Here is a 14,319-nt window from a genome sequence, read left to right as displayed (position 1 = left end):
CTTTGATTTCAGAATTTGAACTAATAGGTATATTTAAAGGCATTGGAGCCGAATATGACAAAAAAAATGGAATAATAGTCCCATCTGGTGACGATTGTGCCGTTTTTAATTTTCAAAGTGAAGTAGTTACTTCTGTTGATTCCTCAATTGAAAATGTTCATTTTCCAGCAAATGCTATGCCAAACGATATTGCATATAGGGCTATTGCAATTGCTTTAAGTGATCTTGCTGCTATGTGTTGTAGTCCTAAAGCTTTAAGCATTTCTATAACTTCTGAAAAAACAGATAGAGATTGGTACGAAAAGTTTGCGCAAGGCATTAAAGAAGTATGTAACAAGTATGAACTTTCTCTGATCGGTGGCGATATTACAAAAGGCCCTTTAAATATAAATGTAACAGTATTTGGTGTTCCGCTTGGCAATAAAATAGTTCAAAGAAATAATGCAAAAATTGGCGATGAAATATTTATAAGCAGCCAAGTGGGTAGGGCAAGAAAAGGTTTAAAAGATTGGAAAAATTGTAAATTTAATTCAGACTATATAAGTGATTATATGCATCCTGAACCTAAATTTAGCTTAGCAAAGAAAATTTATAAAAATGTTAACGCGTGCATTGATACCTCAGATGGTTTAATTGGAGATTTAAAAAAAATTTTAACTTCTTCCAGTGTAGGAGCTGACATATATATAGATGACATTCCAATCACTTCAAATTTAAGTGATTTAGATGCAGGCGATGATTATGACTTGTGTTTTACGATGCCACCAGGCATTGAAGATGAGTGCTTTTTCAAAATTGGGACTATAACAAAAGATAAAAAATTAAATTTTATTTCCAAAAAGGAGTATGATCTAGAAACTAATGGATTCGATCATTTTAAAAAATGAAAAATTTTCCTAATTTAAAAAATCCTATACATTTTATTGCAACTCTTGGTGGCATAGGAACTATTCCACTAGCACCCGGAACTTTTGGTTCTGCATTTGCGCTTTTTTTATTTATTTATCTATCTCACTATACAAACATGTTAATCATTTCTTTGGTTGTTATTGTTTTCTCAATTTGGATTTGTTCTCAAGCTTCAAAATATCTTAAAGATAGAGATCATAAATCAATAGTAATAGACGAGCTTTCAGGCATGTGGTTATCTTTGTTGCCTGCGTTATTTTTAACATCTCAGGAAACAAGAACTTTTTATGCTTTGGTTGTATTTATTTTTTTTAGGCTATTTGATGTATGGAAACCTTTTCCAATTTCTTATGTTGATAAGAATTATAAAAATGGTTTTGGTATTGTTTTAGACGATCTGCTTGCTGGAGTATTAGCTATATTTCCAGCATATCTTTTAACACTCTTTCTATTTTTATAGAAGTTAAATTTGCTTCCTCAAGCATCTCTTCCCTTGAAGCATGCTCAATAAATTTATCTTCAATGCCGAAAAGTTTTGATCGTATTTTTATATTGTGTTCCATACAAAACTCTTGCACAGCACTGCCTGCCCCTCCTGCAATTGAACCATCCTCAAGCGATACAAAAAAATTAGCTTTATTTAAATAAGTTAATAGCATCTCTGAATCTAGAGGTTTTACAAAACGCATGTCAATTAAAGTAAGATCAAGGTTGTCGCAAACTACTTTTGCTTCTTCAAGCAAAGCACCAAAATTTAAAAATATAATTTCTTTTTTACCTTCTCTTATTAAATTTGCTTTACCTATTTCAAAAGATTTGATTTCTTTTTCAAGCTTTACATTTGGTCCAGAACCTCTAGGATATCTTACGGCTGCAGGACCATTATAATAATATGCCGTTGTTAATAAATCTCTTGTCTCTTGCTCATTTGAAGGGGTCATAATTAATAAATTTGGTATGCATCGCATGAATGCAATATCATAATTTCCTGAATGAGTTGGACCGTCTTCTCCAACAAGTCCAGCTCTATCAATCGCAAAAGTAACGTCAAGATTTTGAACAGCAACATCATGAATAAGTTGGTCATAGGCTCTTTGAAGAAATGTTGAATATATTGCAACTATTGGCTTTTTATTTTCTAGAGATAGACCAGCTGCAAATGTCACTGCATGCTGTTCAGCAATGGCAACATCAAAGTATCTATCTGGAAATTTCTCACTAAATTTTACTAAGCCCGATCCTTCTCGCATTGCTGGCGTTATTGCAATTAAATTCTGATCAATAGACCCCATTTCTAAAATCCAATCACCAAAAATGTCTTGATACTTTGGTTTTGATTGGCCTTTTTCCTCAAAAGAGTTTATTTTGCCAATAGCATGAAATTGAATTCTATCAATTTCGGCTGGATCAAGCCCCGCACCTTTTTTTGTAATAATATGAAGAAATTGAGGACCATCAAAATCTTTTAAATTTCCTATTACATCAATTAATTGTTTAATATTATGTCCATCGATTGGCCCAATATAGTTTAAGCCAAGCTCTTCAAAAATACTTCCTGGAGCTACCATCGCTTTCATTTGCGATTCAACTTTTCTAGCTAAATGATACGCCTGAGGAAGCGGCTTTAAAAAACTAGCACCACCTTTTTTAATACCTTTATATGTTTTTGAAGCCCAGATTCTTGAAAAGTAATTCGATAACCCACCAACATTTTCTGAAATAGACATATCATTATCATTTAAGATTATTAATAAATTTGGTTTCAAATGACCACTATGGCTTAGAGCTTCAAAAGCAATTCCAGCTGTCATTGCGCCATCTCCAATTACTGCAACTGTTTTCTTATTGTTATTATCCGCTTGATTTGCAATAGACATCCCAAGTGCAGCACTTATTGAGGTGCTAGAATGACCAACTCCAAATGCATCAAATGCACTTTCATTAATGTTTGGAAAAGGAGCTAGCCCATCTTTCTTTCTGATTGTTTGAATTTTACTTTTTCTGCCAGTGAGAATTTTATGAGGGTAAGCTTGATGTCCAACATCCCAGACAAGATTGTCATTAGGAGTATCAAAAAGATAATGAAGAACAACTGTCAACTCTATTACACCCAGGCCTGCTCCAAGATGTCCTCCGCTTTGACCAACAGAATATAACAAAAACTCTCTGAGCTCATTCGCAAGTATCTCTAATTCAGAATTTGAGAATTTTTTTATATCTTTTGGAAACTCAATCTTATCTAAAAGAGGTGTTGAAGGTTTTTTATTAGGTATTTTTTTAAAAATCTTCATTCATTTATCTCTATTAATAATATAGTTTGCTATGCCTATTAAATTTTCTTTGTTGTCTACATCAAAGGAGTTAATAATTGAAATTGCACTTTTTATCAAATCAGAAGCTTTTTCTTTTGAAGCGTCTACGCCAATTAGTTCAATATAGGTAATTTTTTTATTTTTCTTATCAGAGTTAACTTCTTTGCCTAATTTATTTTTGTCTCCTAAGACATCCAAAATATCATCAATGATTTGGAATGCTAAACCAATTTTTTTTCCATACTCTCTGAGCCCATCTTTAAGAGAAATGTCCAATAAATTTTCAAGAGAACCTAACAAGACAGAACATTCTATTAATTTACCTGTCTTCAGAGAATTAATATATTCTAAATCCTTTAGCTCTATACTTTCTGAATTTTGCTCATTTTCTAAATCAAGTTGTTGACCAAGAACCATTCCTTTTTTTCCACATGCCTTAGATAGACTTTTAACAGCATTTACTTTTGAAGTATTTGATAGATCTTTATCTTCACAAATAATTTCATATGCAAGAGCCTGCAGAGCATCTCCTGTTAAAACTGCATTTGCTTCACCAAATTTAATATGATTTGAAGGTTGGTTTCTTCTCCATTTATCATCATCCATACACGGAAGATCATCATGAATAAGAGAGTAAGTATGCATAAGTTCTACCGCAGTTGCTAATGTGATTGCGCTTGATTTTGATAAATTTTTATTTAATTCAGACGAAGCAAGTACAAGTCCAGCCCTGACCATCTTGCTGTCACTCAAGGATGAGTAAGCCATAGATTTTTCAATAAGATTTGTATTATTAATTACAGATGAAATATTTGCTCCAATAATTTCTCTGACTTGAGCAAGATATTCTGAGGACATAGATTTTTTAGTTTTCTAAATTTTCAGATGTGCCATCATCTAAAAGTTTTTTTACTTTTAATTCTGCAGTTGCAAGTTGTTTTTGACATTCTTTGACTAAATTAATGCCTTCTTCAAATGACTTAACTGAATCCTCCAAATTAATATTTTCATCTTCTAATTTAGATATGATCGACTCTAATTTTTGAATAGATGCTTCAAAATCTGTTTTTTTGTTTGAATTGCTCATGGTTTATTGTAATTTATTAATTGTTAGTTTAAAAAATTTTTTATAATCATTTTTAATTGCATAAGGTAGAGCTAAAGCTGCTGGAGTCAAAATTAATGTAATAAAGGTACTAAAACCAAGCCCAAAAACTATTGAAACAGCAAGGTTTGTCCACCAATCTACTATTCTGCTACCTATCAAAATATCTCTTGATACAATATCAACACTCAATCCCATTGCTAAAGGCAACAATCCTAATATTGTTGTTGTTGAAGTAAGAATGATAGGCCTAAATCTTTGTTTGCAAGCATTTAATATAAGCAATGCCTTTTCCTCATTTGGCGATTCATCTTTTAATTTATTAAATGTATCTATCAGTACAATATTATTATTAACTACAATTCCTGCAAGTGTTACTATAGAAAGACCAGTCATGGTCGTGCTAAAAGCGCTATTTGTAATCAACAGGCCTAGTAGCACTCCGCTAAATGAAATTACAACAGATGTCAGAATTAAAAATGATTGATAGAAATTATTAAATTGAGTAACAAGCATTAACAGCATAATCGACACCGCAGTTAATCCAGCGATTATCATAAATTGATTTACCTCTTCTGTTTCTTCAGCCATTCCTTCAAATTTTACTTCTATATCTTCGCCAAATTCTTGGGCATTAAGCCATTCTTGTATTATTTGAATTTTATTTGAGACTTGAGTTTCATCAATTGTTGAAGCAGCAATTGATTGAGCATATTTACCATTTGCTCTATTTATCATTTGCTTACTTTCTTTTGCTTCAAGATTTATAAATGAACTAACAGGAACCAGACCACCATTAGTTGTAACATTTAAGTTTGCTATGCCTGTAATTGTTCTATTAGATTCTGGAAATCGAGCTCTTATTTCAACCTCATCTCTTGAATCATCTGGTCTGTATTCACCAACCTTAAATCCATTAGTTAGCATTTGAACCAATGCACCAACATCGCCTACATTTACGCCGAGTTGTGCTGCCTTTTGCTTATCAACTTCTACACTCCATTCCACGGACGGATATGATTTTGATGAAAATATATTTGTTAAACCTGAAATGTTATTTCTTATGTAGCTTTCTATGTAATTTGTAACAATGTCAGTTTCTCTTTCGTTTTTTCCATAAACTGTCATCTGAATTGGAGAATCAAATTCTGGACCTCCAAGATTTGCTTTAGTTTCGACAATAATGCCGGGTATATCCTCAGCAGACTTTTTAACTTTTTCAATTACTTCTAATCCACTTATTGACCTTTTTGCGGGTGCTGCCACTTCAACATATCCGCCACCAATTTTATCAGCTCCTGACTGCCACCAATTACTACCCGCTCTCAAATAAACACTTTGTAGTTCTTCAATAGCTAAAAATTTCTCTTCAACTGTTTCTATTATTTCTTTTGACTCAAGTGCAGAAAAATTACCTCTAGCCCTTATTGTAATTTCAGCAGAAACAGGATCAACAATTGCAAAATATACTGTTCCTTTGCTGTAAAAAGAGAACGTAATCATTATCAAAGAAATTACAGCGAATACACCTATAACAGTTTCTATAGGATTCTTTATAAAATTTTTAATATAAGATCCATATTTTTCAACAAGAATTACAAATATAGATTCACGTTCATTTTCTTCTTTATTTAATCCTGACTCATTTTGCCCAAATACTGACCCTAAGACAGGAATTACAATTAATGAATAAACTAAAGAAGAAATAAGAACTATAGAAACAGTTACTGGTAAAAGCTTCATAAATTCACCAGTGTATCCAGGCCAAAACATCACAGGGATAAATGCTGCTAAAGTTGTTCCTGTAGAGGCCAGAATAGGATAAAACATTCTTTTAGATGAGAGTCTGTATGCCTCAAATCTTGAAAGACCTTCGGCAATTTTTTTATCGGCATACTCGGTTATTACTATCGAACCATCAATTAACATTCCCATGCCCAATAAAAGACCCATCATTACAAGAAAATTTACCTCATATCCTAAAAGATAAAGTGTTAGATAAGTTGATAGAAAACAAAAAGGTATTGAAAGACCCACAAGCATCGATACTCGAAACCCCATACTTGCTACAATAAGGATCATGATTAGGGATACCGCTGTAATTATATTTCCATTCAGTTCTTTTACCATCAGTTCTGCATATATTGAATCATCGTCAGTAATGATAATTTCTAAATTATCTGGGATTTTTTCCTGAAAATTAGAAAGAATACTTTTAATACCATTAGAAGCATCTATTGCATTAGCGCCTTCTCTAAGCAAAATTTCCAGAGTTACTGCATCTTGTCCATTAACTCTTGCATATGAAGAGTAGTCTTTAAACGTTCTAGATATGGTTGCAATATCTCCAAGTGTAACTATTGCCTCTGGAGTAACTTTTATAGGAATAGAATAAACATCTTGAGCTGTCTCAATAATGCTTGGAACTTCAATATTAAAGCTTCCTCTTCCTGTATCTTGAGTCCCTCCTGGAATAATTAAATTATTATTTGACACTGAGTAATATAAATCAGATAGAGTTACACCATAGGATTCCATTTTTGATTTGTTGATAACGCCTTCTAAAACCTCATCTGGTGCACCTGCTAGATCAGCTCTTAGAACTTCCTCTAATGTTTCAATTTTTTCTTTTAAATCTTTTGCATAGAAGACTTTTTGTCGAAGTGAGCTATTCCCAACAATGCTTATATTCATTATTGGAAAAGATGCTTCAGTATATTCCTCTATAATTGGATCTTCAGCTTCAAGAGGCAATTCAAATTTTGTTTCTTCAACTGCTTGTTTCAAATCAACAAGGGCTTTATCCATATCGTAACCAACTTCAAATTCTAAAATAATTCTTGCATAACTCATTGAACTTATTGAACTTACTCTTTCTACACCTGGCACAGTATCAACACTATTTTCTATAGGTCTTGCAATTAAACGAGATGTGTCTTTAGGAGATGCACCATCAAGAAATACAGAAACTGATAAGAAAGGTAGTTGAATATTAGGAGCAGCAGCAATGGGAATTTCTTGACGCGCAACTGTTCCAGCGATAAGAACAAAAACTGCCATCATAATAGTAGTTTTTGCCTTAGAGAGAGCAAAATCTATAATTCGTGTCATTTTATTTCGGTAATCACTTCTTGACCATCCTCAACAAAACCTTGCCCTTGAATAATAATTCGACTTAGATTTGAAATGCCAGATACCCATAGGCCGTCTTCAGAATCCTCAAGAATATCAAGCTTATTAAATTTAACTATATTTTGATCATTTACAGTCTTAATGCCTAATATGCCTTTATCATTTAGTAATAGGATTGATGGTGAAATTTTATGAGCAAGAATTTCATCAGTTTTTATCGTCATCTCTGCGGTAATGCCATCTCTTATTTTTCCGTCTATATTTTCAATTTCTGATTCAATTTTAAAGGTTTTGGTTAAATTTGAGGCACTCTTAGATACAAATGAAAGTTGACCTTCAATTTCTTCACCTGTTATGAGCTCAATCAAAACCGATTGACCAACTCTTACTTTATTAATCTTAAACTCTGGAACCTCGGCAATAAAAATTATAGGGTTCAACTGAATAATTGTTGCACATACCTGTCCTCTTTCTAGAAAATTTCCAGGCTTTACAATGTTTTCAATATATCCAGAAAAGGGCGATTTAACCTCAGTTCTATTTAATTCAACCACACCAAGACTACACAGTATGAAGTCTTTTTGGATAAATTCTCCTTGTTTCGCACCAATTTTAACAACTTCACCTGAAGTTTTTGCTCGAACGTTGATTCTTGCTTCTGACATAGAAGTTGCCTTGAGCTTTATAAGAGGTTGAAAATATTGAGCCTCACTAACCAAAACCTCAACTTTAAATAATTCATCACTTTTTTCCTCTATAACTTCTTTTTCAGAAACAAATATTCCTGACACCATCCAAAACAATATTGGTATAAATATATATAAAGAAATTCTTATATTTTTGGTCATAATTGGTAACTTTGACATAATTTACTATTAAAAGTTTTAAGTAAGAAGCAACTTAGATTTTATGTTTTTTTCTTAATTCTTCTAATAGTTTTTTATTTAATGGTTGTTTTACTTCTTCTTTAGATGAATTTTTAATGGTGAATTTTACACCATTAGATGCTTCTTTTTTAAATTTTGAATATATTTTCACAAAACTCATAAAAGCCTCTTTATTATCTTTTTCGTCTAATATATTCCAACCAGTTTTTTTTCCAGCAAAATATACAATAGGATGACTCCAATTAAAATTAGATCTTGGTGAATAAGATTTTCTTGCTTCTATAAAAGCTTCTTCAGCTGATGGAAATCCATCATCATTTTGTATATCTATGGATGCTTTTATTAAATCGGTAAGTGTTGGAAGGTAGGATTGGGTGCTAATAACCTCGTTTGTAGCTTTTTTAATTGTTATTGACGAAAAATTCTTAAGACTTTGTGCCCATAATTTTTTTCCTTCTTTTAATTTTTCATCAGTGCCAAAAACTTTATAGAACTGATAATGATATGAAAGCTCTAACTTTAAAAAAAGATCGTCAATCGTTTGAACGAATTCTTTCTTATTCGAAATTAAGTTCTTCTGCCCAAGATTTGTCACTTTTTCTTGATGAAAAGTCTTTTGTATACTCTCCTGGTTCATAATGCTCTTTATTTTTTTCATTTTTTGCTACCTGAGTAACTAAATGTCTTCTTTTAACGTGTTCAATAAATTTTGAATTCCATGTTGTAAAAGCTGATCCATTTTCGCTCCAATAGAGTATAAACTCCTTTAGATATTTCAATGCAGTTTTTTTTGAAATATCTGAAAATTCAAGTATATCAAAAACATCATTATCTGGTTTCCAATCTTTTTTTATACAAAATGGCAAACCCTTTGTGGAATTTGATTCTTTTGCCCATTCTCTTCGAATAAAATCAATAAATAAAGTACTCCAATTGTCTCTTTCTTGTTCTTTTTCAGACCAGTAAATAATAAATTCAGATAATTTCTTTTCAGAAAATTTTATAGGTATGTTCCCAAGGTCAAGTACTTCTATTACATCTTTGGATGGGTACCAATTTTTATTTATCTTATTTTTTTTCTTAATACTTTTTGATGGAGATTTGACTTGATATTTTGATTTTCCTATAGATTTGACTAAGTCAAATTTTTTTATTAAAGCTAAACTCGCATCGATATCTTTTTTATCTAAAAACTGGAATTCTTTTTGAAGTAACCTCTTTAAAACATCAGATGATAGATCTTCCTCTATTTGATTTTCATTGATGAAGTTAATTATTATTGCAGATTCTAGTCCAATTGTTTCTGCTATTTGTTTCGAAAATGAGTGCTTATCTTTGAATTCCAATATTTATTTTCCTCTTCTATGACCAACGGCTTCGTTTAAAAGTTCTAAACACTCCAGAGTATCATCCCAGCCCATACAAGCATCTGTAATGCTTTGACCATATTTTAGATTCTCAGTAATTTTTTGATTCCCCTCTATCAAATTACTCTCAATCATTACTCCTTTAATGCTTTTATTATTATTAGATATTTGAGTTGAAATATTTTTTATTACTGCAATTTGTTGTTTAAATTTTTTTTGACTATTACCATGACTCGCATCAATCATAATAGATTCGTTAACTTCAGCCTCTTTTAAAGCTGTAATAGTTTGGTTTACAGAATCCTCATCATAATTCGGTTCTTTTCCACCTCGAAGGATAATATGAGCATCATTATTACCTGACGTTTTTAACATAGCAATTTCTGATTCTTTTGTAGCGCCAAGAAAAACATGAGAGTGATTAGCAGCTTGAATACCATCTATAGCTGCTTTTAGACCACCATTCGTTCCGTTTTTTATCCCAATTGGGCACGATAATCCTGAGGCTAATTCACGATGTATTTGACTTTCTGCTGTTCTAGCGCCTATTGCACCCCATGAAATTAAATCAGTAACATATTGAGGTGATATTGGATCCAGAAATTCTGTTCCAACTGGTAAATTCAATGCAGCAAGGTTTATTAAGAGTTTTCTCGCCATTTCAATACCTTTTGAAATTTTATAACTACCATCCAAATCAGGATCATTTATTAAGCCTTTCCACCCAACTGTTGTCCTTGGTTTTTCAAAATAAACACGCATTACAATCAATATATTTTCTTGTAGTCTTTGATTTTCCAATGCTAATTTTTCAGCATATTCAAGAGCACTGTCAACGTTATGAATTGAGCAGGGCCCAACAACAGCTAAAAGGCGATCATCTTTATTATGAAGAATCTGGCTTATTTCATTTCTAGTTCCATAAACAAGTTTAGAAATTTCATCATTAATAGGATATTGATTAACTAATTCATAGGGAGCAGGCATTTTTTGCCTATCAATAATTCTAGTGTTATCAGTTAAATAGTTCATGTTTATTCAATTAAAATCTAATCTTAAATCAAAGAAGAAAAATTAGTACCCATATATAAAAAAAATACTTAATTATTTTAATTATCTATTTATAAAAAAACTTATGAATATATTAAAGAAACACAAGATATTGTATAAATTATCACTAAACCTTACACTATGTAGTGTTTATGACTCAAAATTTAGTAAATCCACAACTAGAATTGCCAATGGTGATGGGAAGGCCTTTTGAAGAACTCCCAGAGGATCTTTTTATACCTCCAAATGCTTTGGAAATATGTCTAGAAAAATTTTCAGGCCCTATGGACCTTTTGTTGTACCTAATCAAAAAAGAAAATTTAAATATTCTTGAACTAGATGTCTCAAAAATTACTGACCAATATATTGAGTACATTAATCTCATGGACGTACTAAAGTTTGAGCTTGCTGCAGAGTATTTAGTTATGGCAGCAACACTCGCTGAGATTAAATCAAGATTACTTCTGCCAAAAGAAATATATGAGGATGAGGATGAAGATCCAAAGCTTGCTTTGATGAAACGACTTCAAGAATATCAAAGATTTAAAATTGCGTCTGAAAAAATTGCTATTTTACCAAGAATTGATAGAGATTTTTTTATAGCATCTGCAAAGATCCCTGAATTAAAAATTGAAAAGAAAAAAGCAGAAATCACAAAAGACGATTTATTTTTAGCTTATCAAGAAATCTTAGCTAGACCAAAACTTACTAAAAATCACTTAATAGATTTTGAAGAGCTTTCTACTCAGGAAAGAATTGAAATAATATTAAAAATTTTATCAGGTAAAAAAATCATTAGTTTTTCAAAAGCACTTAGAAAGAGAGAGGGCAAACATGGTGTTGTTGTGACTTTATTAGCTTCATTAGAGTTGGCAAAAGATGGACATATCGAGTTGATACAAAATAAAACTAATGAAATATATTTAAAAGCAATTTAGAAATGAAAAATACAATTATAAACAATATAGAAGCTTTATTATTAGGATCTGGAAGACCATTAAGATTGTCAGAAATCAGAACTATTTTAGAATCACATGGCATAAAGATAGAGCTATCATCAATAAAACAATCGATAAATCTTCTCGAAGAAAGATATTCTGAAAGTTCGCTTGAACTTACCGAAGTTGCATCAGGTTATAGAATACAAATTAAAAAAAATCATAGTTCATGTTTAGCCTATTTATGGAATGAAAAAACTCCAAGAATTTCAAAGGCATTGATGGAAACAATATCAATAATTGCCTACAAACAACCAGTAACCAGAGGTGATATTGAAGATATTAGAGGTATCGCTGTAAGCACTCAAAGCATTAGAACTCTTTTAGAGAAAGATTGGATTAAAGTCTCTGGATATAGAGATGTTCCAGGTAGACCAGCTCTCTATCAAACTACTAATACTTTTTTGAATGATTTAAACTTAAAAGCAATTTCAGAATTGCCTGAACTGCCTGAAGCTCAAAACATTGATAGCACTCATTTATTTTCTGAAGTAGTTTAAATATTCCTTTATGACAGAAAGACTGCAAAAATTTCTTGCTAAGGCAGGCCTTGGATCAAGAAGACATTGCGAAAATCTCATAAAAGAAAAAAAAGTTTTTGTAAATGGCAAAATCGCAAAAATTGGCTCCAAAGTATCTCCTAATGATGAAGTAATTTGTAATTCAATAACCATCAAAATACCTAACGAAGACTTAAAAGTTCTAATGTTAAATAAACCTGTTGGGGTGTTATCTTCATCAGTAAGAGAAAAAAAAATTCCTATAGTTTTTGATTTTTTACCTAATGACATAATTAGCAGAAATTGGATATCAATTGGAAGGCTTGATATAAATACTTCAGGTTTAATGTTATTCACAAATGATGGAGGCTTCGCTAATTTTTGTATGCATCCCTCAAATATGATTGACAGGGAATACCTTGTTCGAGCAAGAGGAGATTTTAACGAAGAAAAAAGGTTGAAAATGATAGAAGGAATTAATTTAGAAAATCAAATCTACAGGTTCACAGATGTAGTTGTTGGTGAAAAAAATGGAACAAATCAATGGTTTTCAATTTGCATTAATAGTGGCAAAAACAGGGAAGTAAGAAAAATTTTTAGTTCTCTAAATATGGAAATTAGCAGACTCAAAAGAACTAGGTTTGGACCAATTTTTTTACCATCAAAATTAAAAGTTGGAAAATTTACTGAATTGACCATTAATGAAATAAATATGATACAAAATTATGGAACATAAGAATGCTTTTAATTTTCTAATTAGAAAAACTAGTGAACTTGGTTATCATAATCTTGCAGAGCACATAAAAAATGTAGGACCATTAAAAATAATAACTTCCGACATGCTTTTTATTAAACATCTATGCAAAATTATTGTTGGCCAACAGTTATCAGTTGCATCTGCAGCAGCGATATGGAATAGAACTGAGAAAATCTTAGATAAAAACAACTACAAAAAACCTTCAATTGTTTTAGATAAAAAATTCAGAAAAGCAGGGCTTTCTCGCCAAAAAATTAACTATTTAAATGGATTCATTTTTGATCAAAAGCTTCTAAATTTATCAAAAAAAGATCTTTTAAAAATTAGTAAATTAGAATATCAAGAGTTACTTATCATCATCAAAGGTATTGGACCTTGGTCAATTGATATGTCAAGACTTTTTTATATTGGAGATCCTGATATATTTTCCATACCAGACTTAGGATTAAAGAATGCCCATAGAAAAATATTTGGCGAAGAAGATTATAACGAAGATTTTTATGAAGTCTTTAGTCCATTCAGAAGCTATATGTCACTCTTTATGTGGAGAGTCCTTGAGGATGAAAATCTGAGTATTTAAAAGACCTTTGATCATCTTCTAAATTATGCATAAGCATCCATAAATAGCAATCCAGAAGGCTATTTGGGCCTTTTATTTTTGAAGGATCTTCTGCCGGATGAGTGAATGCCCTTAATGATGTTCTTGTAGCCTCGGGATCAAAATCAATAACTTTTATTTTAGAAATTGGTTCAATTTCATCAGACAAAATCTCTGAAAGTGTCTTGGTTGCTGTTTTTGATACAGCGTATGGCCCCCAGAAAGCTTTACTATTACTTTCTTGATTACACGTTGTTAGAATAATTTTTGGTAAATGAGATTTTTGCATACAAGGAACAAGATACTTTACTAATAAAAAAACACTTATTAGATTTACTTTAAGCACCTTTTGCCAAGTTTCCAGACTAGAGTCAACAACAGATGAAAGTTTACCAACAATCGAGGCATTATTAATCAAGCCATCAACACAAGAGTAGTTTTTAAAAATTTCATTTTGGAGATTTTGCGCACTTGTTTCGTTTAGATCTTCTAAATCAGATAATATAATCATTGGATTTGTATTATATTTTGTCTTTATTTGGTCATATACTTCATTAAGTTCATTTTCATTTTTTCCAAGAAGAATCACATTTGCTCCATACTTACTAAAACCAATTGATAACTCTCGTCCAATTCCTTTCGATGCTCCAGTTATTAGTATATTTTTGCTTTTTAAGATGTGTTCATCAAATTTCATTACTAAT

General features: G+C 31.3%; 15 protein-coding genes. 6 read left to right on the top strand and 9 right to left on the bottom strand.

Going from position 1 to position 14,319, the window contains the following annotated elements; all coding sequences use genetic code 11:
- Positions 1 to 2 precede the first annotated feature (2 nt).
- Together thiL and M9C80_05310 are read left to right on the top strand one after the other, a co-directional pair.
- Complete coding sequence (thiL, locus tag M9C80_05315; GenBank protein ID URQ69353.1) at positions 3 to 887, top strand: thiamine-phosphate kinase; 885 nt, start codon at positions 3 to 5, stop codon at positions 885 to 887.
- Positions 884 to 1,369 (top strand): phosphatidylglycerophosphatase A, encoded by a 486-nt coding sequence (locus M9C80_05310; protein URQ69352.1) that lies wholly within the window; start codon positions 884 to 886, stop codon positions 1,367 to 1,369. Before thiL ends, M9C80_05310 begins: the two co-directional genes overlap by 4 nt.
- On the opposite strand, the gene dxs is transcribed toward M9C80_05310, so the two are convergent.
- Genes dxs through M9C80_05270 form a run of 8 tightly spaced genes read right to left on the bottom strand, consistent with a single transcriptional unit; the run spans position 1,326 to position 10,744 of the window.
- Positions 1,326 to 3,200, bottom strand: coding sequence for a 1-deoxy-D-xylulose-5-phosphate synthase (dxs, locus tag M9C80_05305; protein ID URQ69351.1), 1,875 nt, complete (start codon positions 3,198 to 3,200; stop codon positions 1,326 to 1,328). The two genes, M9C80_05310 and dxs, sit on opposite strands and share 44 nt — an antisense overlap.
- A complete protein-coding gene (locus M9C80_05300; GenBank protein ID URQ69350.1) occupies positions 3,201 to 4,079 on the bottom strand; it encodes a polyprenyl synthetase family protein in 879 nt (292 codons plus the stop codon).
- A gap of 7 nt (positions 4,080 to 4,086) precedes the next feature.
- Positions 4,087 to 4,308: an exodeoxyribonuclease VII small subunit gene (locus M9C80_05295; protein URQ69349.1), complete on the bottom strand. Its 222-nt coding sequence runs from the start codon at positions 4,306 to 4,308 to the stop codon at positions 4,087 to 4,089.
- Positions 4,309 to 4,311: 3 nt separating this feature from the next.
- Positions 4,312 to 7,437 carry an efflux RND transporter permease subunit gene (locus M9C80_05290; GenBank protein ID URQ69348.1) on the bottom strand — a complete coding sequence of 1,042 codons (3,126 nt, stop codon included), beginning with the start codon at positions 7,435 to 7,437 and terminating at the stop codon, positions 4,312 to 4,314.
- Complete coding sequence (locus tag M9C80_05285; protein ID URQ69347.1) at positions 7,434 to 8,324, bottom strand: efflux RND transporter periplasmic adaptor subunit; 891 nt, start codon at positions 8,322 to 8,324, stop codon at positions 7,434 to 7,436. Before M9C80_05285 ends, M9C80_05290 begins: the two co-directional genes overlap by 4 nt.
- Positions 8,325 to 8,358: 34 nt before the next feature.
- On the bottom strand, positions 8,359 to 8,940 hold the full coding sequence (locus M9C80_05280; protein URQ69346.1) for a hypothetical protein: 582 nt from the start codon (positions 8,938 to 8,940) through the stop codon (positions 8,359 to 8,361).
- Entirely contained in the window at positions 8,903 to 9,691 is a 789-nt protein-coding gene (locus tag M9C80_05275) for a DnaT-like ssDNA-binding domain-containing protein (protein URQ69345.1), read from the bottom strand. The genes M9C80_05280 and M9C80_05275 overlap by 38 nt, the downstream gene beginning before the upstream one ends.
- 3 nt (positions 9,692 to 9,694) lie before the next feature.
- On the bottom strand, positions 9,695 to 10,744 hold the full coding sequence (locus tag M9C80_05270; protein URQ69344.1) for a 3-deoxy-7-phosphoheptulonate synthase: 1,050 nt from the start codon (positions 10,742 to 10,744) through the stop codon (positions 9,695 to 9,697).
- A 170-nt stretch (positions 10,745 to 10,914) separates the two neighbouring features.
- On the opposite strand from M9C80_05270, the gene M9C80_05265 reads away from it, so the two are divergent.
- Genes M9C80_05265 through M9C80_05250 form a run of 4 tightly spaced genes read left to right on the top strand, consistent with a single transcriptional unit; the run spans position 10,915 to position 13,597 of the window.
- Positions 10,915 to 11,700: a segregation/condensation protein A gene (locus M9C80_05265; GenBank protein URQ69343.1), complete on the top strand. Its 786-nt coding sequence runs from the start codon at positions 10,915 to 10,917 to the stop codon at positions 11,698 to 11,700.
- Positions 11,701 to 11,702: 2 nt separating this feature from the next.
- Positions 11,703 to 12,260, top strand: a complete 558-nt coding sequence (scpB, locus tag M9C80_05260; protein ID URQ69342.1) for an SMC-Scp complex subunit ScpB — start codon at positions 11,703 to 11,705, stop codon at positions 12,258 to 12,260.
- A 10-nt stretch (positions 12,261 to 12,270) separates the two neighbouring features.
- Positions 12,271 to 12,996 (top strand): rRNA pseudouridine synthase, encoded by a 726-nt coding sequence (locus M9C80_05255; GenBank protein URQ69341.1) that lies wholly within the window; start codon positions 12,271 to 12,273, stop codon positions 12,994 to 12,996.
- A complete protein-coding gene (locus M9C80_05250) occupies positions 12,986 to 13,597 on the top strand; it encodes a hypothetical protein (protein URQ69340.1) in 612 nt (203 codons plus the stop codon). The genes M9C80_05255 and M9C80_05250 overlap by 11 nt, the downstream gene beginning before the upstream one ends.
- On the opposite strand, the gene M9C80_05245 is transcribed toward M9C80_05250, so the two are convergent.
- Complete coding sequence (locus M9C80_05245) at positions 13,557 to 14,312, bottom strand: SDR family NAD(P)-dependent oxidoreductase (protein ID URQ69339.1); 756 nt, start codon at positions 14,310 to 14,312, stop codon at positions 13,557 to 13,559. The genes M9C80_05250 and M9C80_05245 overlap by 41 nt on opposite strands.
- Between the last annotated feature and the right edge of the window lie 7 nt (positions 14,313 to 14,319).

This window comes from SAR86 cluster bacterium, assembly GCA_023703615.1.
In the GTDB taxonomy this organism is placed as follows: Bacteria; Pseudomonadota; Gammaproteobacteria; order Magnimaribacterales; family D2472; genus MED-G85.
The sequence above is the reverse complement of the archived record's forward strand: the minus strand, read 5'-3'. Positions and strand labels throughout refer to the sequence as shown.